At 63.8% G+C, this 21,639-nt stretch carries 22 protein-coding genes; 16 read left to right on the forward strand and 6 right to left on the reverse strand.

Going from position 1 to position 21,639, the window contains the following annotated elements; all coding sequences use genetic code 11:
* Window positions 1-20 precede the first annotated feature (20 nt).
* Window positions 21-1,241, forward strand: coding sequence for an MFS transporter (locus tag QCE62_RS18045; protein WP_309922887.1), 1,221 nt, complete (start codon window positions 21-23; stop codon window positions 1,239-1,241).
* A gap of 27 nt (window positions 1,242-1,268) precedes the next feature.
* On the opposite strand, the gene QCE62_RS18050 is transcribed toward QCE62_RS18045, so the two are convergent.
* Complete coding sequence (locus QCE62_RS18050; protein ID WP_309921182.1) at window positions 1,269-1,538, reverse strand: DUF4148 domain-containing protein; 270 nt, start codon at window positions 1,536-1,538, stop codon at window positions 1,269-1,271.
* Between the two features lie 198 nt (window positions 1,539-1,736).
* Between QCE62_RS18050 and QCE62_RS18055 the strand changes: the two genes are divergently transcribed.
* The 3 genes from QCE62_RS18055 to QCE62_RS18065 all read left to right on the forward strand — a co-directional run bounded on the left by QCE62_RS18055 (window position 1,737) and on the right by QCE62_RS18065 (window position 3,830).
* Window positions 1,737-2,189 carry a MarR family transcriptional regulator gene (locus tag QCE62_RS18055; protein WP_309921185.1) on the forward strand — a complete coding sequence of 151 codons (453 nt, stop codon included), beginning with the start codon at window positions 1,737-1,739 and terminating at the stop codon, window positions 2,187-2,189.
* 72 nt (window positions 2,190-2,261) lie between these two features.
* Window positions 2,262-2,591, forward strand: coding sequence for a hypothetical protein (locus tag QCE62_RS18060; RefSeq protein ID WP_309921188.1), 330 nt, complete (start codon window positions 2,262-2,264; stop codon window positions 2,589-2,591).
* A 3-nt stretch (window positions 2,592-2,594) separates the two neighbouring features.
* Complete coding sequence (locus tag QCE62_RS18065) at window positions 2,595-3,830, forward strand: MFS transporter (RefSeq protein ID WP_309922889.1); 1,236 nt, start codon at window positions 2,595-2,597, stop codon at window positions 3,828-3,830.
* Here the strand turns inward: QCE62_RS18065 and QCE62_RS18070 are convergent.
* The 4 genes from QCE62_RS18070 to QCE62_RS18085 form a co-directional block, all read right to left on the reverse strand.
* Window positions 3,818-4,858, reverse strand: a complete 1,041-nt coding sequence (locus tag QCE62_RS18070) for a porin (RefSeq protein ID WP_309921190.1) — start codon at window positions 4,856-4,858, stop codon at window positions 3,818-3,820. The two genes, QCE62_RS18065 and QCE62_RS18070, sit on opposite strands and share 13 nt — an antisense overlap.
* A gap of 114 nt (window positions 4,859-4,972) precedes the next feature.
* Window positions 4,973-6,328, reverse strand: coding sequence for a C4-dicarboxylate transporter DctA (dctA, locus tag QCE62_RS18075; protein ID WP_309921193.1), 1,356 nt, complete (start codon window positions 6,326-6,328; stop codon window positions 4,973-4,975).
* 82 nt (window positions 6,329-6,410) lie between these two features.
* Complete coding sequence (locus QCE62_RS18080; RefSeq protein WP_309921196.1) at window positions 6,411-7,310, reverse strand: hypothetical protein; 900 nt, start codon at window positions 7,308-7,310, stop codon at window positions 6,411-6,413.
* Window positions 7,311-7,333: 23 nt separating this feature from the next.
* Complete coding sequence (locus QCE62_RS18085; RefSeq protein WP_309921200.1) at window positions 7,334-8,185, reverse strand: amidohydrolase family protein; 852 nt, start codon at window positions 8,183-8,185, stop codon at window positions 7,334-7,336.
* Between the two features lie 139 nt (window positions 8,186-8,324).
* Between QCE62_RS18085 and QCE62_RS18090 the strand changes: the two genes are divergently transcribed.
* From QCE62_RS18090 to QCE62_RS18140, 11 genes are all read left to right on the forward strand, one after another.
* The gene (locus tag QCE62_RS18090; protein WP_309921203.1) at window positions 8,325-9,557 is read left to right on the forward strand and encodes a LysR substrate-binding domain-containing protein; all 1,233 of its coding nucleotides are present in this window, start codon (window positions 8,325-8,327) and stop codon (window positions 9,555-9,557) included.
* A 104-nt stretch (window positions 9,558-9,661) separates the two neighbouring features.
* A complete protein-coding gene (locus tag QCE62_RS18095; RefSeq protein WP_309921206.1) occupies window positions 9,662-9,802 on the forward strand; it encodes a hypothetical protein in 141 nt (46 codons plus the stop codon).
* Between the two features lie 305 nt (window positions 9,803-10,107).
* Complete coding sequence (locus QCE62_RS18100; protein WP_309921209.1) at window positions 10,108-11,121, forward strand: porin; 1,014 nt, start codon at window positions 10,108-10,110, stop codon at window positions 11,119-11,121.
* A gap of 222 nt (window positions 11,122-11,343) precedes the next feature.
* Window positions 11,344-12,339, forward strand: a complete 996-nt coding sequence (locus tag QCE62_RS18105) for a LysR substrate-binding domain-containing protein (protein WP_309921212.1) — start codon at window positions 11,344-11,346, stop codon at window positions 12,337-12,339.
* Window positions 12,340-12,468: 129 nt separating this feature from the next.
* A complete protein-coding gene (locus tag QCE62_RS18110; protein ID WP_309921215.1) occupies window positions 12,469-12,624 on the forward strand; it encodes a hypothetical protein in 156 nt (51 codons plus the stop codon).
* A gap of 139 nt (window positions 12,625-12,763) precedes the next feature.
* Window positions 12,764-14,713, forward strand: a complete 1,950-nt coding sequence (locus QCE62_RS18115) for a thiamine pyrophosphate-dependent enzyme (RefSeq protein WP_309921219.1) — start codon at window positions 12,764-12,766, stop codon at window positions 14,711-14,713.
* Between the two features lie 11 nt (window positions 14,714-14,724).
* Window positions 14,725-15,351 carry a cytochrome c gene (locus QCE62_RS18120; RefSeq protein WP_309921221.1) on the forward strand — a complete coding sequence of 209 codons (627 nt, stop codon included), beginning with the start codon at window positions 14,725-14,727 and terminating at the stop codon, window positions 15,349-15,351.
* Window positions 15,352-15,506: 155 nt separating this feature from the next.
* Entirely contained in the window at window positions 15,507-16,478 is a 972-nt protein-coding gene (locus QCE62_RS18125) for an ABC transporter substrate-binding protein (RefSeq protein WP_309921223.1), read from the forward strand.
* A gap of 48 nt (window positions 16,479-16,526) precedes the next feature.
* Window positions 16,527-17,375, forward strand: a complete 849-nt coding sequence (locus tag QCE62_RS18130; RefSeq protein ID WP_309921227.1) for an amidohydrolase family protein — start codon at window positions 16,527-16,529, stop codon at window positions 17,373-17,375.
* A 48-nt stretch (window positions 17,376-17,423) separates the two neighbouring features.
* Window positions 17,424-18,317: a phosphate ABC transporter substrate-binding protein gene (locus tag QCE62_RS18135; protein ID WP_309921229.1), complete on the forward strand. Its 894-nt coding sequence runs from the start codon at window positions 17,424-17,426 to the stop codon at window positions 18,315-18,317.
* Between the two features lie 51 nt (window positions 18,318-18,368).
* The gene (locus QCE62_RS18140) at window positions 18,369-19,685 is read left to right on the forward strand and encodes an MFS transporter (protein WP_309921231.1); all 1,317 of its coding nucleotides are present in this window, start codon (window positions 18,369-18,371) and stop codon (window positions 19,683-19,685) included.
* Window positions 19,686-19,722: 37 nt separating this feature from the next.
* On the opposite strand, the gene QCE62_RS18145 is transcribed toward QCE62_RS18140, so the two are convergent.
* Window positions 19,723-20,652 (reverse strand): helix-turn-helix domain-containing protein, encoded by a 930-nt coding sequence (locus QCE62_RS18145; RefSeq protein ID WP_309921234.1) that lies wholly within the window; start codon window positions 20,650-20,652, stop codon window positions 19,723-19,725.
* Window positions 20,653-20,807: 155 nt separating this feature from the next.
* Here QCE62_RS18145 and QCE62_RS18150 point away from each other — a divergent pair, with 155 nt between their 5' ends.
* Window positions 20,808-21,638: an SDR family oxidoreductase gene (locus QCE62_RS18150; RefSeq protein ID WP_309921237.1), complete on the forward strand. Its 831-nt coding sequence runs from the start codon at window positions 20,808-20,810 to the stop codon at window positions 21,636-21,638.
* The last annotated feature ends 1 nt before the right edge of the window (window position 21,639 follow it).

Here is a 21,639-nt window from a genome sequence, read left to right on the forward strand (position 1 = left end):
AGATGACTCCATCACCCGCCATGCAGACCCGTTCCGATGACGTGACGTCGTTGCTGCGCCACGCACCGCTCACGCGCTTCCTGATCGCGCGCATCGGTTCCATCACGGCCCAGCAGATGTTGATGCTGGCGATCAGCTGGCACATGTATGACCTGACATCGAGCGCGTGGGACCTTGGCCTCGTCGGTCTGTTTCAGTTCGCGCCGGGCCTCGCGACGACGCTCGTTGCCGGTCATTGCGCGGACCGCCTGCATCGCGGGCGGATGGTCGCCGCGTGTCTCGCGCTGCAAGCGGTTGCGGCAGCGCTGCTGACGGCGGCTACCTCCACGCATCATGTCACGCGCGACGCGCTGTTGGCGCTGTCGCTTGTGCTCGGCGCCATCAGGCCGTTCCAGATGGCTGGCCAGCAGGCGCTTTTGCCGATGCTCGTGCCGCCCAGGCTCCTCGCGCGCTCAATGGCGCTGAGCACCGTGGTCCAGCAGACCTGCGTCATCGCCGGGCCGGCGCTGGGCGGCGTGCTGTTTGCTATCAGCGTGGTCACGGTGTATCTGACCAGCGCGGCGCTGTTCGGCTTCAGCGCCTTGCTGTATTTCTTCGTGCGTTATGACTTCACGCCGCCGCCGCGTGAACCCGTCACCGCGGATTCGATCCTTGCCGGCCTGCGCTTCATCTGGAGCCATCCGCTTCTGCTCGGCGCCATTTCGCTCGATCTCTTCGCCGTGCTGTTCGGCGGCGCTACGGCGTTGCTGCCGGTCTATGCGCGGCAAGTCCTGCATGTGGGACCGCAAGGGCTTGGACTGCTGCGCTCGGCGCCTGCCATTGGTGCATTGTGTGTCGGCGTGTTCCTGTCGCGACGGTCGATTGCCAGCGGCGTCGGCAAGAAGCTGCTCGTTGCGGTGGGCATTTATGGCGTTGCCATCGTCGGTTTCGGGCTGTCGACATGGTTTCCCTTGTCGCTCATCCTGCTGGCCGTCTCTGGCGGCGCGGACACCATCAGCGTGGTCGTAAGGCAGACGCTCATTCAGTTGGAGACACCGGATCGCATGCGCGGTCGCGTGGCGGCGGTGAATACGCTCTTCATCGGGGCCAGCAATCAGCTCGGGGAATTCGAGTCCGGCGTCACGGCGTCAGGTCTCGGCGTAATCGGCTCAGTGGTCGCGGGCGGCGTTGCGACGATTCTCGTGAGCCTTGCATGGAGCCACCTGTTCAAGCCGCTCGCCACGCGCGACGCGCTGCATTGAACGCAGCGCCAAGGGTTCGCCAAGGGTTCATCGGCCGGCTTGTTGCGTGCCGTCGAATGCGGGACCGTACGCGGCGGTCGCCTCGTTCCGGCTGCGCAGGAGGGTGGCTTCGGCGCGCTGGAGGCTGTCCGGGCAATTTCCGTCGCAGTTGCTGAGCGGGTTGTAGCCGGCTTTCTCGAGCTGCACGAGTTCAGCCCGGACCTGAGCGCGCGTGAGCGGCTCGCTCGTCTGAGCGAAGGCTGATGCGGGAACGAGGATGGCGGCGGCGACCAATACGGCGTGGATGGCGAGTTTCATGTCTTGACCTTTCTGCGTGATGAGAACCGCGTGACTGTTCAGCGGCGACAGGTCGTATTTCACACTAGGGTAATTACCTAGTCTATTGAATTTATCGGCGTGAGAGTTGACGGTTTGGTTAAGGGTGAACGAATCTTTGCCTCGTGCAAATTAGTAAGTTAACTTGGCAGTTTTCTTTTCATCTGTCAGAGTGACGCCATGGCAGATCAATCCGCAACCTCAAAGCTCGACAGCGCCGACGAACTCGCTTCCGCACTTCGTTCCGTCGTCTCCCGGCTCAAGCGCAACATGCGCGCACAGTCGACCTATGGCGATCTGACCGGCACGCAGACTGCCGTGTTGCTGCGTCTGGAGCGCGAGGGCCCGGCCTCGGTATCGGAACTCGCACAGGCCGAAGGCATCCGCACGCAATCCATGGGAACGGCGGTTGCGGCGCTCATGGCCGGCGGGCATGTCGTGGGCAAGCCGGACCCGGAGGATGGACGACGCACCATCCTGTCCCTCACCAAAACCAGTCTCTCGATGATCCGCAAAGGGCGCAGCGCGCGGCAGGACTGGTTGTCCCGCACCATCCGGGCGCGGCTGTCTGCCACCGAGCAGGCGCAAGTCGCAGCGGCCGTGGCATTGCTCGTGCGGCTGGTGGACGAGTGAACCTGCTTGTCTTCATGCGTCGCCGGAAGCGCGACGCCTTGACCATTTCGACACACGAGGCGTTTGAAAAAAATGGAATGGCTCGATCTCATCGCCTGGTTCTTCGGCGGCGTCTTTTTTTGCAACGCATTGCCGCATCTGGTCAGCGGCGTACGAGGCGAACCGTTCCAGAGCCCCTTTGCGACGCCGCCCGGCCAGGGCCTCTCCTCATCCACGGTGAACGTGGTGTGGGGCTTCTTCAATCTCGTCATCGGATATGTGCTGGTGTGTCACGTCGGACATTTCGATTTTCGCAACACCATTGACGCCCTGGCATTCGGCCTCGGCATGCTGTTCATCGGGCTGTTTCTAGCCAGGCACTTCGGCCGCTTCCATGGTGGCCGGATGACTACGCGGACGTGAGGGATTCAGGCAGTGCAGGCATTCCGTTCCCTGAAGGTTTTCAACTATCGCCTGTGGGCGGCCGGTGCGCTCGTCTCCAATGTCGGCACCTGGATGCAGCGCACCGCGCAGGACTGGCTCGTATTGACGCAGTTGACGCATCACAACGCCTCGGCGGTCGGCACGGTGATGGCGCTCCAGTTCGGGCCGCAGATCGTCCTGCTGCCGTGGACGGGCTATGCGGCGGATCACTACGACCAGCGCAAGCTCCTGATGTTCACCCAGGCGACCATGGGCGCGCTGGCACTGGCGCTGGGCGTGCTGACAGTGACCGGCGTCGTCGTGCTGTGGCATGTGTATGTGTTCGCGCTGCTGTTCGGATGTGCATCGGCTTTCGACGGGCCGGTGCGGCAGACTTTCGTCGGCTCGCTGGTGGGTGACGCGGACCTGCACAACGCGGTCGCGCTCAACTCCACGTCGTTCAACGCGGGACGGATGATCGGACCGGCGGTGGCGGGGCTGGTCATCGGCTCGGTGGGCACGGGCTGGGCCTTTCTCGTCAACGGTGTCAGCTTCGTCGCCGTGCTGGTTTCGATGTCGTGGTTCCGCAGGTCCGAGCTGCGCGAGAGCGCGCGGGCCGGGCGCGCCCGGAAGGGCATGTCCGAGGGGTTCCGCTATGCGTGGTCACGCCCCGACCTCAAGGCGATTCTCGTCATGCTTTTCCTGATCGGCACTTTTGGTCTCAACTTTCCGATTTTCATTTCGACGATGGCCGTCGGCGTTTTTCATACCGACGCGCGCGGCTACGGCCTGCTTTCGTCGTTCATGGCGATCGGCACGATTTCCGGCGCCTTGCTCGCGGCGGGACGCGGCCGGCCGCGCTTCGGCGCCATCCTGGCCGGAGCCGGCATGTTCGGCGTGGGCTGCACATTCGCGGCCGTTGCGCCGACCTACTGGCTGTTCGCAGGTGCGCTGGCCGTGATCGGCGTGGCGGCGCTCACTTTTACGAACACCACGAACAGTCTGATGCAGATCTCGACCGAACCCGCGATGCGAGGGCGCGTCATGGCGCTGCGGCTGGCCATTGCGCTTGGCGGAACGCCGATTGGCGCACCCGTGGTCGGCTGGGTCGCCAACCACCTGGGGCCGCGCTGGGCATTGGGGATTGGCGCGCTGTCGGGGTTCGCCGCCGTATCGGTCGGCGGCTATGCGCTGTCCCGCATCCGGCGTGAACAGCGCATGTCGCTTCAGAACAGATGATCGATACCGATGGTGAACGCGGTCTGACTGTTCGCCCCGGCCGGGTTCAGCGTGCTGACAACAGCGTGGCGATAGGACGTGTAGTCGGCTTCGGCATAGAGCGTCGTGCGCTTGGACAGCAGATAAGCCAGTGACAGGACTGACAGGCTGCGGCGTCCCGCCTTGTCGGTGGAGACGTTGGTCTGGTAATAGCCGCCACGAAACACGATAAACGGCGTCACCGTCCATGCCAGCCCGCCGAACGCATTGTTCGTCACCGTATGCGGCGCGGCGGGGTCCTGCAGGTCTTCGGCCATGAAGCCGCCGGACAGTTTGACTGGTCCGATCGCATAGCTGGTGCCCAGCATGTAGTAGCTGTCGCCCAGGTAGCGCGTGCCGTTCAGCACATTGCGGTGTCCATACACGCCGCCCACGGCCACGGGGCCCGCCGCGTAGCTCATGCCCACGGCACGGGCCGCGCCACTGCTGAAATTGCCCGCGACACCGCCGAACGAGTTGTCCGCTTCGAACAGCAACGAACCGATCCGGTTTCTGTACTTCACGTCGTTGTCGTTGCGCGTGCCGTCGGAGGCGGCGGTGAGCGGCAGGATCGGCGTGAAATGAAAACTGAACGGATCGTAGATGCTGATGATGTCGTGCGCGATCGTGTACTGCCGGCCAAGATCGATCGAGCCGTAAGTCCGATGCCCGATGCCGACGAACGACTGCCGGTTGAATTCGCGGTTGGCCGTGTTGTCGAACTGGCCGTTACCGAGATTAAAGCCGCTTTCCAGCTGGGCGTGTGCGTTCCAGCCATCGCCCAGATCTTCCTTCAAGCGAAAACCGAGCTTGTTCGAGCTGTAGTAACCGTTCGAGTTCATCGTGGTCACGGTGCCGCCGCCCTTGGCCGCACTGGTCTGATGGCGGATGCCGCCATCCACGGTGCCGTACAGCGTCACGCTGGTTTGCGCATGTACAGAGAAGGCCGACAACGTTCCGGCGGCCGCGGACAGGGTCAGTCCTAGCCTTTTCCAAGCTATCTTTTTCACAACGTGTCTCCAACTTCATTAGGATTTTTTGCGATCGGTATGACTAAATATTTTCGGAACTTTTCTTTCCGAAAATAAGGCCGCCGGAATCGAGTCGATGCCGGCGGCGGTCAGTCAGTGACCGGCGGAGCTGCCGCTCGCCTGTTTGATCGGTCCGATCTGGACGTCGGACGGACGGAATCCGGACTTCAGCTCGCGCGTCAGGGCCACGCGATCGAGGGCCTTCTCCCAGTTCGCGACGACAATTGTCGCCACGCTATTGCCGATGATGTTCGTGAAGACGAACGCACTCGACATCGCCTTGTGAATGCCGAGAATCAGCGCGATGGACTCGACAGGAATCGTGTTCGATGCAGCCAGCGTGGCCGCGAGCACCGCGATGGCCGCGCCGGATACGCCAGCCGCGCCCTTCGAGGTGAGCAGCAGCACCGCGAGCAGGACGAGCTGTTCGTGCCAGCCCATCGGCGTGTTGGTGGCCTGGGCGAGGAACACGGCGGCAGCAGCGAAGTACAGGCAGGTGCCGTCGTGATTGAAGGTGTAGGCCGTCGGCAGCACGAGACCCACGACGGACTGTTCGCATCCCAGGCGTTCGAGCTTGTCGATCAATTGCGGGAACACGGTTTCGGAGGAACTCGTGCCGATCACGAGCAGCAACTCCGCGCCGATATAGCGCATCAGCCGCAGCAGGCTGAAGCCATTCGCACGAGCGATGGGCCACAGGATCAGCACGATGAACAGCGCACAGGTCAGGTAGAACTCGAGGATCAGCTTGCCGAGCGAGAGCAGCGTGCCGAAGCCGAACTTGCTGACCGTGAACGCGATGGCGCCGAACGCCGCGATGGGCGCAATCTTCATCGTCAGGCCGATTACCCAGAACAGCGCGCCCGAAACCGAGTCGATGAAATCAAGTGCGGGTTTCGCGCGGTCGCCGATCGCCGCAAGACCGAACGCGAACAGGACCGAGAAGAACAGCACTTGCAGCACGTCGCCGCCCGAGAACGCGCTGAACGCGGTGTGCGGAATCACATTGAGCAGAAACTCGCTCGTCGTGACGACATGATGAGCCTTCGCGACATACGCATCGACGGCGGCGGAATGCACGCTGTGCATGTCCACGTTCATGCCGACGCCCGGCTTCAGCACGTTGATGACGACCAGCCCGAGCACCAGTGCGAGCGACGTGACGACTTCGAAGTAGAACAGCGCCTTGATCGCGACGCGGCCCACCTTCTTGAAGTCCTTCACGCCCGCGATGCCGCTGCATACCGTGCAGAAGATGATTGGGCCGATCAGCATCTGGATGATGCGGATGAAGGCGTCGCCGACCGGTTGCAGATTGATGCCGAACTTCGGGAACAGATAGCCTGTGGCGATGCCGAGCGCCATGCCGGCCAGGACCTGGAAGGACAGGTCGCGATAGAACGGCCGGCGTTTCCTGGGTTGCGTGGCGGCGTTGCCGGGCAAGCTCATGGATGTCTCCTTGCGGTGCGGGTGGCGAGTTCAGATTCGCTTCTGGGAATGAAATAAGTGAAAAGTCGGCGTGCGAGGCGGCTCAACGTCCCGCGTCGCCCAGAATGCGTTCGCTGTCCGCGAAGATTTCATCGACGGTCAGCTTGCGTGGCAGCAGACCCTGTTCCTCGCAGAACGCCAGGGTTTCTTCGAGCGGCGCGCGCAATGCGTCGTAACCGAACAGCAGCTTGTCGGGCTTGCCGGCATTCTCCGCGGCCACCGAGGCCTTGCCGCGGCACAGCAGGTCATACACGGCGCGCACCGCTTGCGGATGGGCATCGGCCAGCGCTTGCGTCACGACGACGACATGGTTGATCGGCACGTAGCGATGCGCGGCGTACCACGCGAGATCCGCCGTCGCGGCATCCGGAATCAGCGGTTCGAGACCCGCTTCGTCGGGCAGGTCGTTGCCGAGGATGGCGGCATCGAGTTCACCGGCACGCAGCATCGGCAACAGTTGCTTGCCGGGCGCGGCGCGTTGCACGAACGACGGGTCCGCATACTCTTCGAGATGCGCGCCTTCGATGGTGATCCATTCGTTCGCTTCGACCGGCACGCCGTACGTGCCAGACAGAATGGCGCGCACCCACATGCCGGTGGTTTGCGTATAAGTACGCACGCCGATCTTCTTGCCAGACAACTGATCGATATCGAGCTTGCCGCGCCGCGCATTATAAATAATGCAGCCCTGCTGGAACCGTGCGGCCACGACGGCGGGCAGCAGGATGAGCGGCTTGCCATAAGCCTTGGCCTGCAAGTACGTGACGATGGCGAGTTCGCTTACGTCATAAGCCTGGCGACGTGCCATCGGCGCGAACGCGTTGTGAATCGGCTCGACTTCGTCGAACACGAGTTGCACGGCGGGATCGGTCAGTTCGCCACGCTTGAGCGCACGCGTGTGCGGATACGTTTTCAGGGCGGTTTTCAGCAGCAGCGGTTGCATGTCGTGACTCACGGAAGGCGTATTCAGACGGCCAGCGCCGGATAGACGGTCAGCGCGGTGCCGCCAAAGATGGCTTGCTGTGCATCAGCGCGCAGCATCGCGAGGCTGGCGCGTGCATCGGCGAGCAATTGCGGCAGCGCGCCTTCCGCCGCGGGGAAGTTCGAGCCCCACGCAATACGGTGCGCACCGAAGGCGTCGAGCACGCGCGGAAAGAAAGCCTCCGGCGTCGATGCGCCGCGCGACGCTTCCGCGATCGTGCGGTTCGTGAGCTTCAGATACACCCCTTCATGCGATGCCAGGCTGAACAGCGGTGCCGCCGCTTCATACGGCGCTCCGCCCGCGAGGTCGGGACGCGCCAGGTGATCGAGCAACACGCGGATCTTCGGAAAGCGCGCGAGCATGTTCAGCAGCGCGGGAATGCCTTGCGCCGTCATTTGCAGACAGATCGATACGCCATGACGTTCCGCGTATTCCCACACCGGGAAGGAGCGCTCGTCGTTGAGCCAGCCCGCTTGCCCGGGCATCGTGCTGCCCGTCGTGAAGAGGCGCAGTCCGGCGAGGCCCGCGTCGAGCCAGCGTTGCAGTTGCGTGACGGCGTCGTTCGCAAGCACGTCGATGGAGAACACGCCGGCGAAGCGGTCCGGATGACTGCGCACCGCTTCCACCACATAACTATTGTCGTTGCCGTACACGGTGGACGCCTGCACGACCACGGCACGGTCGATGCCGGCATCGTCGAGCGAGGCCAGCAAGCCTTCGAAACTGACGGGACGCTTGGCCGACCATTCGGACTGGTGGCCGCCAACCGGCGCAAGCGGAAAACGCTGTTTATCCGGGGAAATGGCGTGAGTGTGAGTATCGATGACAACGGACATGAAGCGGCTCCAGGGGGTCTTCTTTGCAGTGGAATGGACGTCACTGTAAGCCGGTTGCGAGCGAGTCCCTCAATATGAACTTTGCGCTTGGGCATAAATTCTGGTTAAGCTAAGGGTTTTCACATAGGGGTTGAACGCCATGGCGAACCGCGAAGACGACCCGTCGAATGACGATCTGACGCGCTTGCGGCGCCTGTTCCTGTTCGACGCCGTGTGCGAATCGGGTGGTATCGGACAGGCGGCGGCACGCGCGGGACGCACCCAGCCGGCGGTGAGCCTTGCCATCGCCAAACTCGAGGCCAGCTTCGGCGGGCAACTGTTCGAGCGCGGCTACGGCGGCAGCGAACTGACGGCGGAAGGGCGCATCCTGCAACGGCGCACGCGGCGCATGCTCGATCAGATGGAGCGCGCGGTCGCGGCTTTGACCGGCCATGACGAGCCTTCCCCGCACAGCGCGACGATCTGCCGGCACCTCACGGATGCCCAGGTGCGCTGTCATATCGCCATCGCGCAGACCGGGTCGGCGGCGGAGGCGGCTCAGCAGCTCGGCATCTCGCAGCCGGCCGTGCATCGCGCGGCGCGACAGATCGAACAGAGCGTGGGTGTGTCGCTGTATCGACGGCGCGTGCACAGCGTCGCGGCGAATCCGGCGGGCGTCGAATTTGCGCGGCGGCTCAGTCTTGCGCTGTATGAGATTGCGCAGGCCCGTGAAGATCTCGCCTATGCGCGCGGCCAGCGCACCGGGCGCGTGGCCATTGGCGTGTTGCCGCTGTTGCCGCCGCGGCTCGTCGCGCGCGTGATTCAACGGCTGCGCGCACGCTATCCGGCGGCCCGCATCACGGTGGACGAAGGTTCGCACGCGCCACTGCTGCGCGATCTGCGCGCGGGCGGCATCGACATCATCGTCGGCGGCTTGCGCGAGCCCCGGCTCACTGGCGCAGTGCAGGAAACCGAGCTGTTCGCGGACCCGTATGTGGTCGCGGTGCGCAAGGGGCATAAGCTTGCGCGGCAGAAGTCGATCATGCCCAACCATCTCGCCGACTACGACTGGGTCGTGCCGCAGCGCACCGTGCCGCGCCGCGCGGTAATCGACCGCCTCTTCGCGCGCTTGCCCGCCACGCCGCCGCTCGTGGTCGAAACGAGTTCGCTTGCGATGATGATCGCCATGCTCGTCGAGAGTGATTGCATCACCTTGCTGTCGCGCTCGCAGATACGCGAGGCCTATCCTGGCAGCGACATGGTCGCGCTCGAACTGAAGACGCCGGAGGCGGATCGCGCGGTCGGCTATACGGTGCGAAGCGACTGGCTCGGCACCGCCGTGCAGCAGGCTTTCATCGAGTGCTTGCGCGAAGAATGCGGACTGCCCGCGTGAGCATGGGTGTCCACTTCCCGCACTGAATCAGGCAGGCGCCTTTACCCGCAGGTTAACGCGTCGAGAAATTTATTCAATGGACGCTGCCGGGTCGCGATGAGACGATGCAAGCATCGAAAGCCACAGACGACTCGCTGCAAGCCACCTTGCAAGTCAATGTCTTGAGCTACAAGCATAAGGGTGTGGCGCATACAGCGGCACAAGGAGACAAGCACATGCATCGCGAGATCGCGCAGGGCGGCTGACGCCTTCATTCAAGGCCGATACGCGCTTTGCGAAGGCACGCGGCCTTCGTACCCCCATCACGCATCAACGCAGGAATCACTGCCCGAAAAGGCGGTGAGGGGCACTCACGCCCGCAATAAAAGAAGCCTGAAACAAGGCGCCATATTGGAGACAGCCATGCATGCAAGCAAGCGAACGAGACACACATCGGATCATCCGGAAAGAGAGCGGAGCAGCACGCCGAATGACTGACAGACGGCCCCATGCCGTCCGGGTCGCGCGGACGGCATGAGAAAGCGATACCGCATCTCACCGAAAAAATCTCATGATCAGAAAACTAACAATCGTTCTCGCCGCCTGTCAGTTCGCGGGTGTGGCGCACGCGCAATCCTTTGTCACGCTGGCAGGCGTGGTGGACGGCGGCATTCGTTATACGCACACGGGACTGGGCAACCAGTATTCGATGAACTCGAACGGCTTCTTCACTTCGAACCGGCTCGATTTCATCGGCAAGGAAGATCTCGGCGGCGGCTACAACGCGCACTTCAGGCTCGAGAGCGGCTTCAATCTCGGCAATGGCGCGTACGACAACACGAACAACGTCGCGTTCAACCGGGGCGCGTATGTCGGCCTGGGCGGGTGGTTCGGTTCGCTCGACTTCGGCCGCCAGTACACCATCGCGCATGACGTGGTCTACGACTACGATCCCTTCAACTTCGAGTATCCCGGCATCACGCCGCTCACGCCCGCGACCGCGGGCACGCGCTTCAACAACGACGTGAAGTACAGCCGCACGTATGGGCCGTTCCGCTTCCGCGCGGAGAATTCCTTCGGCGGCGTGGCGGGCGATTTCAACGCGGGATCGGCACGCGGCGTGGGCTTGCAATACAAAATGGGACCGGTGAACGTGGGCGGCGTCTATATCCACCGGTCGGTACTGTCAGGCACGACCTATCAGCCGGATAACTACTACACGCTCGGTGCCGCGCTGACCTTCGGCGACTTGCGCTTCGCGGGTGGCTACATGAACGATAACGTCGACGTGGCCGCGCCGAACCGCGACGTGCGCACGCTCAACTACTGGGGCGGCCTGACGTATCAGTTGACTCCGTACACGCGCGTGGGCGCTGCGTACTACATCACGGACTTGCCAAATACGGGCGGCAAGCGCAGTCAGGGACTGGCGAGCATCGCCTATTCGCTGTCGAAGCAGACGGTGCTCTACGCCGAGTTCGACTACACGAAGTTCTCCGGAACCTACATCACCAACAAGACCTTGAACGCCACCCAGCAGCCGCATCAACTCGCTTTCACCGTGGGGATCAACCATGGCTTCTGATAAGTCGGTCAGCGCATCTTCGATGCCGGTTCTGCACGCTCCCCGTCGTTTCCATTATCCTGCTGCGTTATTCTTTATCGCCGCGCAGCCGGTTTTCGCGCGGCAGGCAGAGGAACAAGTGCGGCATAAGAATCGTGCGACGGCGCGAGCGGAAAGCCGCACGCAGAACGACTAGCGTCGAAGCGTGTCATCGTCCGATGCGCAAGGCGCATCGGAGACACTATGAGTCAGCTGGACTGGTATTTGAGCGTCAACATGAAGGCGCGTCATCTGCGCCTGCTCGTCGCCATTTATGACTTCCGCAACTTGCGGCAAGTGGCGTCGAATTCTTACATTACGGTTCCGGCGGTATCGAAGGCGCTCGGCGAAATTGAAAGCGCGCTGGGCGTGAAACTCTTCGAGCGCACCGTCAACGGCCTGCGTCCCACTGCCTATGGCGAATGCGTGGTGCGGCACGCGCGCGCCGTGCTGAGCAGCCTGAGCCAGACGGCCGAAGAGATCAAGGCGCTGCAGACCGGCAGCGCCGGCAAGGTGCATGTCGGCGCGCTGCCGACGCTCATCTCCACCCTCATGCCGCGCGCCCTCGCGCGCCTGAAGCAGGAAGCGCCGCAGACCAACGTCTCGATCCTCGAAGGCCGCATGAACGGGCTGTTGCAGGACCTGCGGCGCGGCGACCTCGACATGATCGTGGGCCGTCTGCCGAACCGCGCGGACACCGTGGGCCTGCATGAACGCGCGCTCATCAACACGCCTATCAAGCTCGTCACGGGCGTGCAGCATCCGCTCGCAAGCAGAAGCACCGTGCAATGGTCGGACCTGAAGGACTATCCGTGGATCCTGCCCCCTTCGGGTTCGCTGCTGCGCGAGCCGATCGAAAACACGCTGGCGCGCCATGGCCTGCCGATGCCGTCGAACACCATTGAGACCCTTTCTACGCATCTGATCCGCGCCTACATCCAGATCAACGACGCCATTGCGCTGCATACCGTGGACATGCTGTATCCGGATTCGGAGGCCAGCCCGTTCCATGTGCTGCCGCTCGACATGAACCTCGCGACCCGGCCGCTCGGCGTGATCTGGCGTGCCGACAAGCCGCTCGCGCCCAGCGCCATGCTGCTTCTGCAATGCCTCGAACGTGAATGTCCGCCGAGCGGCGTGCAGGATGAAGCCGACCTCGCCGCGATGGCGGAGCACGCCGGATCCGGTCAAGGGACTTAACCGAAAGGTTAAGGCATCTGCCCTTTTATTCAATGGACGGAAAACGCAGGCGGCGCGATGATGTCTTCATCGAACCCGCATCAAGAGCGCGTTGACGCGCCGGCGGTTCACCGTAAAGGAGACAGACGGATGGCCATCCCCATCATGAGAGCATGGCGTCGCGCGGCCGCATGGTGCGGCACGGCTGCGCGCACCACGAAAGCAATCGCGCGTGCCTGGCCGGGACAATTCCCGGTGTTGATCCCCATCTTCGGCATGGACGATCTGAGCCAGCCGCGACGCTAGCCTTCGCTATCCGAAGGCGCTTCCCGTTCCAGTCAATCAGAGTTCGATCTCCGCCGCGCGCAGTCGCGGCCGGCCTCCGTACGCCTGCACGCACGGCCAACACACAACGGCGATATAAAAAATAAAGGGGAAATCCTGCATGACAGGCCGACGCACCTTTCTGAAGGAAGCGCTCATCACCGGCACAGCGGCGGCGCTCGTCAAGCCCGCGGTGGCCACGCCGACGTCCACCGCGCCGCAGCGGCCTTCAGTGAGCAGGCCATCGCCGGCGCTGGTGGCAGCGGAAGCTCAAAGCGATGCCCTGGCGCCCTCGCTCGACGAAGCGCCTGCCACGGATGCCGCGCACATCGGCAATCCCGGCTCCGATTTCATGGTGGATCTGCTGCGCATCGCGGGTATCGACTATGTCGCGACGATGCCCGGCTCGACTTTTCGCGGCCTTCACGAGTCGATCGTGAACTATGCGGGCGCCACGCATCCGCAGATGATCGTCTGCACCCACGAGGAAGCGTCGGCGGCGATTGCGCACGGATACGCAAAAGTCGCGGGCAAGCCCATGGCCTGTCTCGTGCACAGCACGGTGGGCTTGCAGCATGCGTCGATGGCGCTCTACAACGCATGGTGCGATCACGTGCCGATGACGGTCATCGCCGGCAATATCGCCGACGCGACCAAGCGCCGTCCGGGTGTCGAGTGGTATCACACGGCGCAGGACCTCGGCGCGCTGGTACGCGACTACACCAAGTACGACGACTATCCGGTGTCGCTCCAGCATTACGCCGAATCGTTCTTGCGCGCCTACACGATGTCCGTCACGCCGCCGATGGCGCCCGTGCTGATCGTCGCGGATGCGGAGTTGCAGGAACAGCCGATCGCAGACCCGCATGGCATCACGGTGCCGCCGCTGCGCGAAGTGTCGCCGCCCGCCGCAAGCGCCGATGCCTTGCAAGCCGCCGCCACGATGCTGTGCGCGGCGAAGGCGCCGGTGATCGTCGCGGATCGCGCGGTGCGCACGCAGGCGGGCCTGGAGTCGCTGGTCGCGCTGGCTGAATCGCTCAACGCGCCGGTGATCGACCTGCTGGGCCGCATGAACTTCCCCACGCGGCACCCCCTCAATCATTCGTCGATGCAGGCACGCCTGCTGGCCGATGCCGACGTGATCCTTGCGCTCGAAGTGGGCGATGTCTGGGGCCTTACGCAGAGCGTTCCAGATACGATCGGCCGCGCGTCGAAGCGGCGCGCGAAGCCGGACGTGCGCGTCATCAGCATCTCGACGTCCTATCTCTACGGCAAGTCGAACATGCAGGATGCGGAGCGTTATTACGCTGCGACCTTGCCCATCGGCGCGGATGCCCAGGCGTCGATGCCGGCGCTGGCGCAGGCCATCCGCACGACGATGACTGCTGCGCAACGCACGGTCGTTGAAGCGCGTGCGGCAACGCTGCGAGCCTCGCACGACAGCATGCAGCACGCCGCGCGGGAAGCCGCCGCGCGCGGATGGGACGGCACGCCGACCAGCACCGCACGTCTCGCGCAGGAAGTATGGAACGTCATCCGCCACGATGACTGGGCGCTCGTTTCACCGCCCGGCGCGTGCAGCCAGTGGCCCAACCGCCTGTGGGACTTCACGAAGACATATCAGTTCATCGGCGCGGGCGGAGGATACGGCGTCGGCTATGCGGCGCCCGCCGCCGTGGGCGCGGCGATCGCGCATCGCGATGCCGGGCGCATCGCCGTCAGCATCCAGACCGACGGCGATCTGATGGTGCTGCCCGGCGTGCTGTGGACGGCGGCGCATCATCAAGTGCCCTTGCTGATGGTGATGCACAACAACCGCGCGTGGCATCAGGAGACCATGCATATCCAGCGCATGGCGGGACGGCGTGATCGTCATCCTGAGCGCGGGCGCATCGGCACCGTGTTGCAGGATCCGCCGATCGATTACGCATCGATGGCGAAGAGCATGGGTGTCTGGGCGGAAGGCCCGATCTCCAGTCCCGCCGATCTCGGCCCGGCCCTGACGCGCGCGATGGCGCAGGTCAGAAGCGGCAAGCCCGCGCTGCTCGACGTGCTGACCCAACCTCGATGACGGACGCCGCAATGCCTCTCTGTTCACGTTTGCCGATGAAGGCGCTGGCGTTCATCGCGTTCATCGCGTTCGCGGTGTCGTTGGGAGCACATGCCGACACGAACGCCGATATCGAAACCGGCCGCGCGCTCTTCATCCAGAAGGGCTGCTACGAATGTCATGGCGTGCTGGGGCAGGGCAGCGCATCGACGGGGCCTGCGCTCGCGCCGCATCCGGTCCCGCTATCGGCGATGCAAGCGTATGTGCACGATCCCAAGGGCGAGATGCCGGTCTACAGCAAGCGGATTCTCTCCGATGACGAGATCGCCCGCATTCACGCTTATCTCGCCTCCTTGCCGCCGAATCCTCCCGCGGAGAGCCTCGCGTTGCTGAACGACGGCGCGGCGCCCACAGCGCAAGCATCGGTGTCACCGGGACACGGCTCGTCCATTTACGCAGCGAATTGCGCGGCATGTCATGGCGCGGGCGGCGAGGGCGGTGCAGGTCCCGCGTTGCGCGGCATCGCGAGCCGTTATGGAACGAGCGACATCGAAGCGCGCATTCGCGAACCCGCGGGCATCATGCCGCGCCTGTATCCACACGTCCTGAACGATGAAAACGTGAGGGACGTGGCCCGTTACGTGGCGCAGTTGCGCTGACCAAAACTCACCTATACGGATCCCGAAGCATTTACCAGTTGGTTAACGCACCCACGGCTTATTTCAATAGACGGGAAACACACGCTACCCGATGATCTTCTGACCGGATCGCCCGACGGTCCCCGAACATCATTCGAGTCCAACAGGAGACCCCGTTGACCAGGAAAGTCCCGCTCAAGATCGCCATTGCAGAGTATCCGCATACGTCGGCCATTCGCAACGGCTCGATTCTCATCGAAGGCGTCGATGCCGAGATCGTCACCGTCAAGCCGCAGATCGGCGCGTTCCGCCGGATGGTCCGCGATGTCGAGTTCGACGTGTGCGAACTCGCACCGACCACCTACATCATCGCGCGAGCCTATGGCGCACCGTTCGTCGCGCTGCCGATCTTCGTCATGCGGCGCTTTCATCATGGCGGCCTGCTCGTGCGCCCGGATGCGGGCATTGCCACACCCAAGGATCTCGAAGGCAGGAAGGTCGGCGTGCGCGCGTATTCCGTCACGACCGGCGTATGGACGCGGCAAGTGCTGATCGACGAGTTCGGTCTCGATTCGTCGAAGGTCACATGGGTCGTCGATGACGAGGAACACGTCACGCAGCTCAAGCTTCCGTCGAATGTGATGCACGCGCCGCAAGGCAAGTCGCTTGCGGACCTGATGGCCTCAGGCGAACTCGCGGCGGGCTTTGCGGCAAATGCCGGCATCGGCCGCACCGGCAACCCGAACGGCGGCTGGCAGGAAGTCGAAGCCGACTATCCCGACCTGCTGCCGAACGCGGCCGAACTCGAAGCCGACTATTACCGCCGCACGGGCGTGTATCCGATGCACGGCACCATCGTCGTGAAAGATGCGGTGCTCGCCGAGCATCCGTGGATCGCGAAGTCGCTCTACGACGCATTCGAGCAGGCGAAGCAGGCATGGCTCGCCACGCTCGACCACAACGACCCGACCAACGCCAGCGACAAGAAGTATCTCGCGCTGCGCAAGATCGTCGGACATGATCCGTTGCCGTACGGGATCGAGGCCAATCGCAAGACCATCGAGGCACTGGAAGCCACCGCCTTCGAGCAGCGGCTCACGCCGCGCCGGATGTCGATGGCCGAGCTGTTCGTCGATCCGCTTGCTTAGTTCATAGCCACCACCGCATAACCATTCAATCGAATCACAGAGCAACTCATGGCATCCATCGTTGATATTCATCCGCACATCATCTCCGACGATACCGCGCGCTATCCCGTCGCGCCGCTGGGCGGCAAGCGTTCCGACTGGTCGAAGGAGCGTCCTTCCACCGTCGAGTCGCTGATCGCCGCAATGGACGAAGCCGGTGTGGCGAAGGCCGCCGTCGTGCATTCGTCGACCACGTATGGCTTCGACAACAGCTACGTGCTCGATGCGTGCGCGGCTTATCCGGACCGTCTCGTCGCGGTGGGCTCCGTCGACGTGACGCTGCCCGATGCCCCGCGCACCATTCGCGCCTGCGTGGAGCGCGGCCTCGCGGGCCTGCGCATGTTCACGGGCGGCAGCACGAAGGATTTCGATCCGGGCGAACTCGAAGACCCGCGCGCCTGGCCTGCCTGGGAAACCTGCGCGGAACTGAACCTGCCGATGTGCATCCAGACCGGTCCGGTGGGCCTGCCGCAGGTCGCCGATCTGGCGCGGCGCTTTCCGAACGTGAAGATCATTCTCGATCACCTCGGCCGTCCCGACGTGACGGACGGCGCGCCTTACGCAAAGGCACAGACCCTGTTCGACCTTGCGCCGCTCACGAACATCTACATGAAGCTGACCCCGCGCATTTTCGACGACATGCAGAAGGGCGAAGCGAACGCCGGGACCTTTTTCCCGCGCCTGATCGACGTGTTTGGCGCGCAGCGTCTGGCGTGGGGTTCGAACTTCCCGAGTTCGAAGGGCACGCTGCCTGAGATTCTCGCGACAGCCGAAGCGGGCCTCCGTTGCCTGAACGAAGACGACCGCGCGTGGATCTTCGGCAAGACGGCGCAACAGTTGTATCCGGCGCTGGCCTGAGCGGCGTGGCGACGGATCTCCAGTGAACGAAGCATGAGGAACAACCAGATGGCGACGATTCAAACCGACCTGCCGACGCTGCGGGTGAACCTGGCCGAGTACGCGGCAACGAAAGCGATGAGAGACGGCCGCGTGTCGTCGAACGTGGTCAATCTCGACTACTGCGGCCCGGCACGCGCGCACGACGGCTTCAAGCCGATGCTGCGCGAGAATGCGTTCGATGCCGGCGAGCTGGCCATCGTCACGTATCTGCAGGCGAAGGCTTACGGCAAGCCTTATGTGCTGCTTCCGGCGCCGATCTCAGGACGCTTCCAGCATCATTGCGCAGGCTATAACGGTGAGCTGGGTCATCTCGACCCGAAGGACATCGAGGGCAAGCGGGTGGGCGTGCGCACCTATGCACAGACCACTGGCCTGTGGATTCGCGGCATCCTGCGTCACGAGTACGGCGTCGATCTCGACAAGGTCACGTGGATGACGCAAGGCGAGGGGCATCTCGCCGAATACACGGACCCGGCCAATTGCCAGCGGCTGCCGAAGGGTTCGTCGGTCGGGCAGATGATGCTGGACGGCGAACTCGCGGCGGTGCTGGCGGGCGAAGACATGCCGAAGGACCCGCGCGTGAAAACGCTGGTTCCTGATGCCCAGGCCGCCGCGAAGGACTGGTTCGCGCGCGAGGGCGTGGTGCCGATCAACCATATGTTCGTCGTGCATGCCGGGCTGTCGAAGGAGCGGCCGGACATCGTGCGCGAGCTGTACCGGATGATCGTGGAGAGCCGCGCACTGGGCGAGGGCGTGCCCGCCGTGATCCCGCCGTTCGGTCTGGAAGCGAACCGCAAGGGTATCCAGCTTGCCATCGACTGGGCGCTCGACCAGAAGATCATTCCGCGCCGCTTCTCGGTGGACGAACTGTTCGACGATGTAACCGGCAGTCTCGGATAGACCCGCGCACGGGCGCGCAGTGATAACAAAAAATCAGACGGAGACGATGTGATGGAGACTATTCGAAGAGCGGCACGCCTCGAGAGCCGTTGGGGCGTCGTATTCCTGCTCGCCTTTGGCCTGATGATCGCGTTCATGGACCGCACGAGCATGTCGGCCGCGCTTGCGGATCATCATTTCGTCCAGCATTTCACGCTCACGTCGGTGCAGCGCGGCTGGCTCGGCTCATCGGTGTTCTGGGCCTACGGGCTGCTGCAATTGCCGATGGGCTGGCTCGTCGACCGCTACGGCGTCAAATGGCCTTACGCGATCTGCTTCCTGCTGTGGTGTGTCGCGGCAGCGGTCACCGGCATCGTCACCACGCTGTCGGCGCTCATCATCGTGCGGGTGCTGATCGGCGCGGCGGAAGCGGTGGTCGTGCCCGCTACCTATCGCTATATCGCCAACCGCTTCGAGGAAACGCAGAAGGGCACGGCGCTCGGCATCTATTCGGTCGGCGGCAAGATGGGTCCGGCTCTCGGCGCGCCGGCTGCCGCGTGGCTGATCGCGGGCACGTCGTGGAAGATGATGTTCATCGTGACGGGTCTCGCGGGTTTGGTGTGGCTCCTGCCCTGGTTGCTGATGGTGCGCAACGACTTCCCCGATGCGACCGAACTCGCATCGAGAAAGCAGCGCGCCGCCTCGGTGCCGTTGCGCAATCTGCTGGCGAGCCCAGTGGTGTGGGGCGGCCTGCTGACCAACTTCTGCTACGCCTACTTCGCGTTCTACTGCATGACGTGGATGCCCGCGTATCTGGTGGAGCAGCGTGGACTCTCATTGCAGCAGTCGGGTCTGTACACGGCCTTCAGCTTCTGCGGCGTGGCGGTCACGGCCGCGCTCAGCGGCTGGCTGGCGGACCGGCTGATTGCCCGCGGTCACGATGCCGTCGTGGTGCGCAAGTCGTTCATGGTGGTCGGCTTCATCGGCGGCATGACGGTGTTGTTCGGGGCCTACGCACCGAGCGTGCAGATGGCGCTGTTCTGGAACGTGCTGTCGTTGACGCTGGTGGGTCTCGTCACGACGAACAACCTCGCGCTCGTCAAGCTCACACTGATTCCGAAGCAGGCTGTGGGCTTGAACACCGGCTTGCAGCAGGTCGCGACGAGCCTCGCGGGCGGCGTGTCCGCCAGTCTCTCCGGCTGGCTGCTGCATGTGGGACATAGCTACACACTGCCGATGATGGCGATCTTCGTGTTCCTGCTGGTCGGCGCGACGAGCACCATCGTGCTCATGCGGCGCAACTGGGCGCCGAAGGTGAACGACGTCAACGGTGAAGCGTCGGAGCGGAAGGCCACGCCGCCGGCGGCGATGAGTCAGGGCGTGCGTTGAGCGGTCATTTCCGTAAGCTGACAACAGGACCGGCGCGTCAGGCTCCGCGCCGGTCGATCGCCAGCGCGCGTATCGCTTCCTTCTGGAACTGCGTCGGCGTCACGCCGGTCTGCTTGCGGAAATAGCGGCTGAAATAGGCGATGTCGTCGAACCCGAGTTCATGCGCAATCTGCTTGACCGACATATGCGAGTAGACCAGATCCCGCTGCGCCTCGCGCACGAGATGCTCGTTGATCACCGCAAGCGGCGAACTCGAAATCTCCTCACGACAGATGCGCCCTAGCTGCGCGACGGTCGTGCCGAGCGTCTGCGCATAGAAATCCACAGGACGATGTTCGCGCGCATGCTTGACCACCAGTTCCCTGAAGCGCCTGATCTGCCCGGCGCGCCGTTGCGTGGCGGACAGGCTCGTGCCGGCCGCCGTGCGCGAGGCCGGCGCCGCTTCGCACAGGCGCCCGACATGCACGAAGAGCGCGATCAGCAACGGCAACCCTGCCGCCATGTGTCCGCGGTCCGTTGCGCGATATTCCTTCTCCAGCAGTTCGATCAGCGGCATCAGCGCACCGGCGTGCGTGCGGGCATTCACGCGCGTCACGCCCGCGCGCTGCAACAGCGGAATGAGCGGGGGCGCCGCCATCGCGGCAAGCGCTTCGAGCGAACGTTGCGCTACCGTCAACACGAGCCCGTCCACATCCGGCGCGAAGTTGAAGCCGTGGACTGTTTGCGCGGGCAGCATGATGACGCAGGGCGGCTGAATGGGAATGCGCGTGTTCTCGATGAGCACGTCGCCGTCGTCGCCGCCGCCGCGAATGTACAAAAACTGCAAGAGCGCGTCATGCCGATGCGCATCAATATGCCAGTCGTTCGGCGCGCTGCGCTCGGCGATCCATTCGAAGTTGAACGCGTCATACCACGGCGGCCGCGCCGATTCGCCGTATAAATTGTAGTTAGGGATTCTCCTGAGCACGTCCCGTCTCCTTTGCACAAATTGTCCTGTGGTCTGCTGCCTTTGTCCAATTCCTGGAACGAGGCCGTGAATATACTTTTCTCACAGGGAAGCGTCACGCGGCAACGCGGAAAAGCCCTTCCCTGAAGGCTCGAAAAGTGCAAAAGGAGAGAAGGATGAAGGAGACGAACGACGGCCCGCAGCACTGGCTCGGTGTCGAAGCGCGCTTGTGCGTGGTGACGGGCGCGGCGGGCGGCATCGGCCGCGCCATTGCCGCGACGCTGGCCGATGCCGGCGCGCGCATCGCGCTGCTGGACCGCGACGAAGCAGCCTGTCATGAAACGGCGCGCGCATTGCAGGCACGGGGCATCCAGGCGCTTGCCGTGGCCTGCGACATCGGCGATGCAGCAAGCGTGCAAGGCGCTTGCGAAAAAGTGGAACGCGCAATGGGCACGGCAGACGTGCTTGTGAACAATGCCGGCCTGTTGCGTGCGGGCGGTATCGAAGAGATCGCGCTGGATGCATGGAACGCGATGCTCGCCGTCAATCTCACGGGCACCATGCTGTGCGCCCAAGCCTTCGGACGCGGCATGCTCGCGCAAGGCCGAGGCAGCATCGTACAGATTGCTTCCGTGGCGGCGCATCATCCGCAAACCTGGAGCGGCGCGTATAGCGCGAGCAAGGCCGGCATCGCGATGCTTTCGCGGCAGATCGCCGCCGAGTGGGGACCGCGCGGCGTCCGCAGCAACACCGTGTGCCCTGGCATGATCCGCACGCCGCTCTCGCGTGCCTTCTATGAACAGGGCGATGTCGAAGCGCGCCGCAGCGCGATGACCGCGAGCCGGCGCATCGGCGAGCCGGCCGACATCGCCGAAGTCGTGGCCTTCCTCGCCAGTCCGCGCTCGGCCTATGTGAACGGCGCCGAGATCGCCGTGGACGGCGGCTTCGAATGCATGCTCATGGACCTCGTGCCGCGCCCCGGCTACGAAGCCAGACGCGCTGCATAGA

The organism is Caballeronia sp. LZ033 (assembly GCF_031451265.1).
In the GTDB taxonomy this organism is placed as follows: domain Bacteria; phylum Pseudomonadota; class Gammaproteobacteria; order Burkholderiales; family Burkholderiaceae; genus Caballeronia.

Coding starts and splice junctions, on each gene's coding strand:
- QCE62_RS18115 (WP_309921219.1), top strand. CDS start 12,764: ATGACAGGCCGACGCACCTTTCTGAAGGAAGCGCTCATCACCGGCACA.
- QCE62_RS18095 (WP_309921206.1), top strand. CDS start 9,662: ATGCAAGCATCGAAAGCCACAGACGACTCGCTGCAAGCCACCTTGCAA.
- QCE62_RS18120 (WP_309921221.1), top strand. CDS start 14,725: ATGCCTCTCTGTTCACGTTTGCCGATGAAGGCGCTGGCGTTCATCGCG.
- QCE62_RS18100 (WP_309921209.1), top strand. CDS start 10,108: ATGATCAGAAAACTAACAATCGTTCTCGCCGCCTGTCAGTTCGCGGGT.
- QCE62_RS18150 (WP_309921237.1), top strand. CDS start 20,808: ATGAAGGAGACGAACGACGGCCCGCAGCACTGGCTCGGTGTCGAAGCG.
- QCE62_RS18060 (WP_309921188.1), top strand. CDS start 2,262: ATGGAATGGCTCGATCTCATCGCCTGGTTCTTCGGCGGCGTCTTTTTT.
- QCE62_RS18105 (WP_309921212.1), top strand. CDS start 11,344: ATGAGTCAGCTGGACTGGTATTTGAGCGTCAACATGAAGGCGCGTCAT.
- QCE62_RS18080 (WP_309921196.1), bottom strand. CDS start 7,310: ATGCAACCGCTGCTGCTGAAAACCGCCCTGAAAACGTATCCGCACACG.
- QCE62_RS18135 (WP_309921229.1), top strand. CDS start 17,424: ATGGCGACGATTCAAACCGACCTGCCGACGCTGCGGGTGAACCTGGCC.
- QCE62_RS18130 (WP_309921227.1), top strand. CDS start 16,527: ATGGCATCCATCGTTGATATTCATCCGCACATCATCTCCGACGATACC.
- QCE62_RS18090 (WP_309921203.1), top strand. CDS start 8,325: ATGGCGAACCGCGAAGACGACCCGTCGAATGACGATCTGACGCGCTTG.
- QCE62_RS18055 (WP_309921185.1), top strand. CDS start 1,737: ATGGCAGATCAATCCGCAACCTCAAAGCTCGACAGCGCCGACGAACTC.
- QCE62_RS18110 (WP_309921215.1), top strand. CDS start 12,469: ATGGCCATCCCCATCATGAGAGCATGGCGTCGCGCGGCCGCATGGTGC.
- QCE62_RS18085 (WP_309921200.1), bottom strand. CDS start 8,185: ATGTCCGTTGTCATCGATACTCACACTCACGCCATTTCCCCGGATAAA.
- QCE62_RS18140 (WP_309921231.1), top strand. CDS start 18,369: ATGGAGACTATTCGAAGAGCGGCACGCCTCGAGAGCCGTTGGGGCGTC.
- QCE62_RS18050 (WP_309921182.1), bottom strand. CDS start 1,538: ATGAAACTCGCCATCCACGCCGTATTGGTCGCCGCCGCCATCCTCGTT.
- QCE62_RS18045 (WP_309922887.1), top strand. CDS start 21: ATGCAGACCCGTTCCGATGACGTGACGTCGTTGCTGCGCCACGCACCG.
- dctA (WP_309921193.1), bottom strand. CDS start 6,328: ATGAGCTTGCCCGGCAACGCCGCCACGCAACCCAGGAAACGCCGGCCG.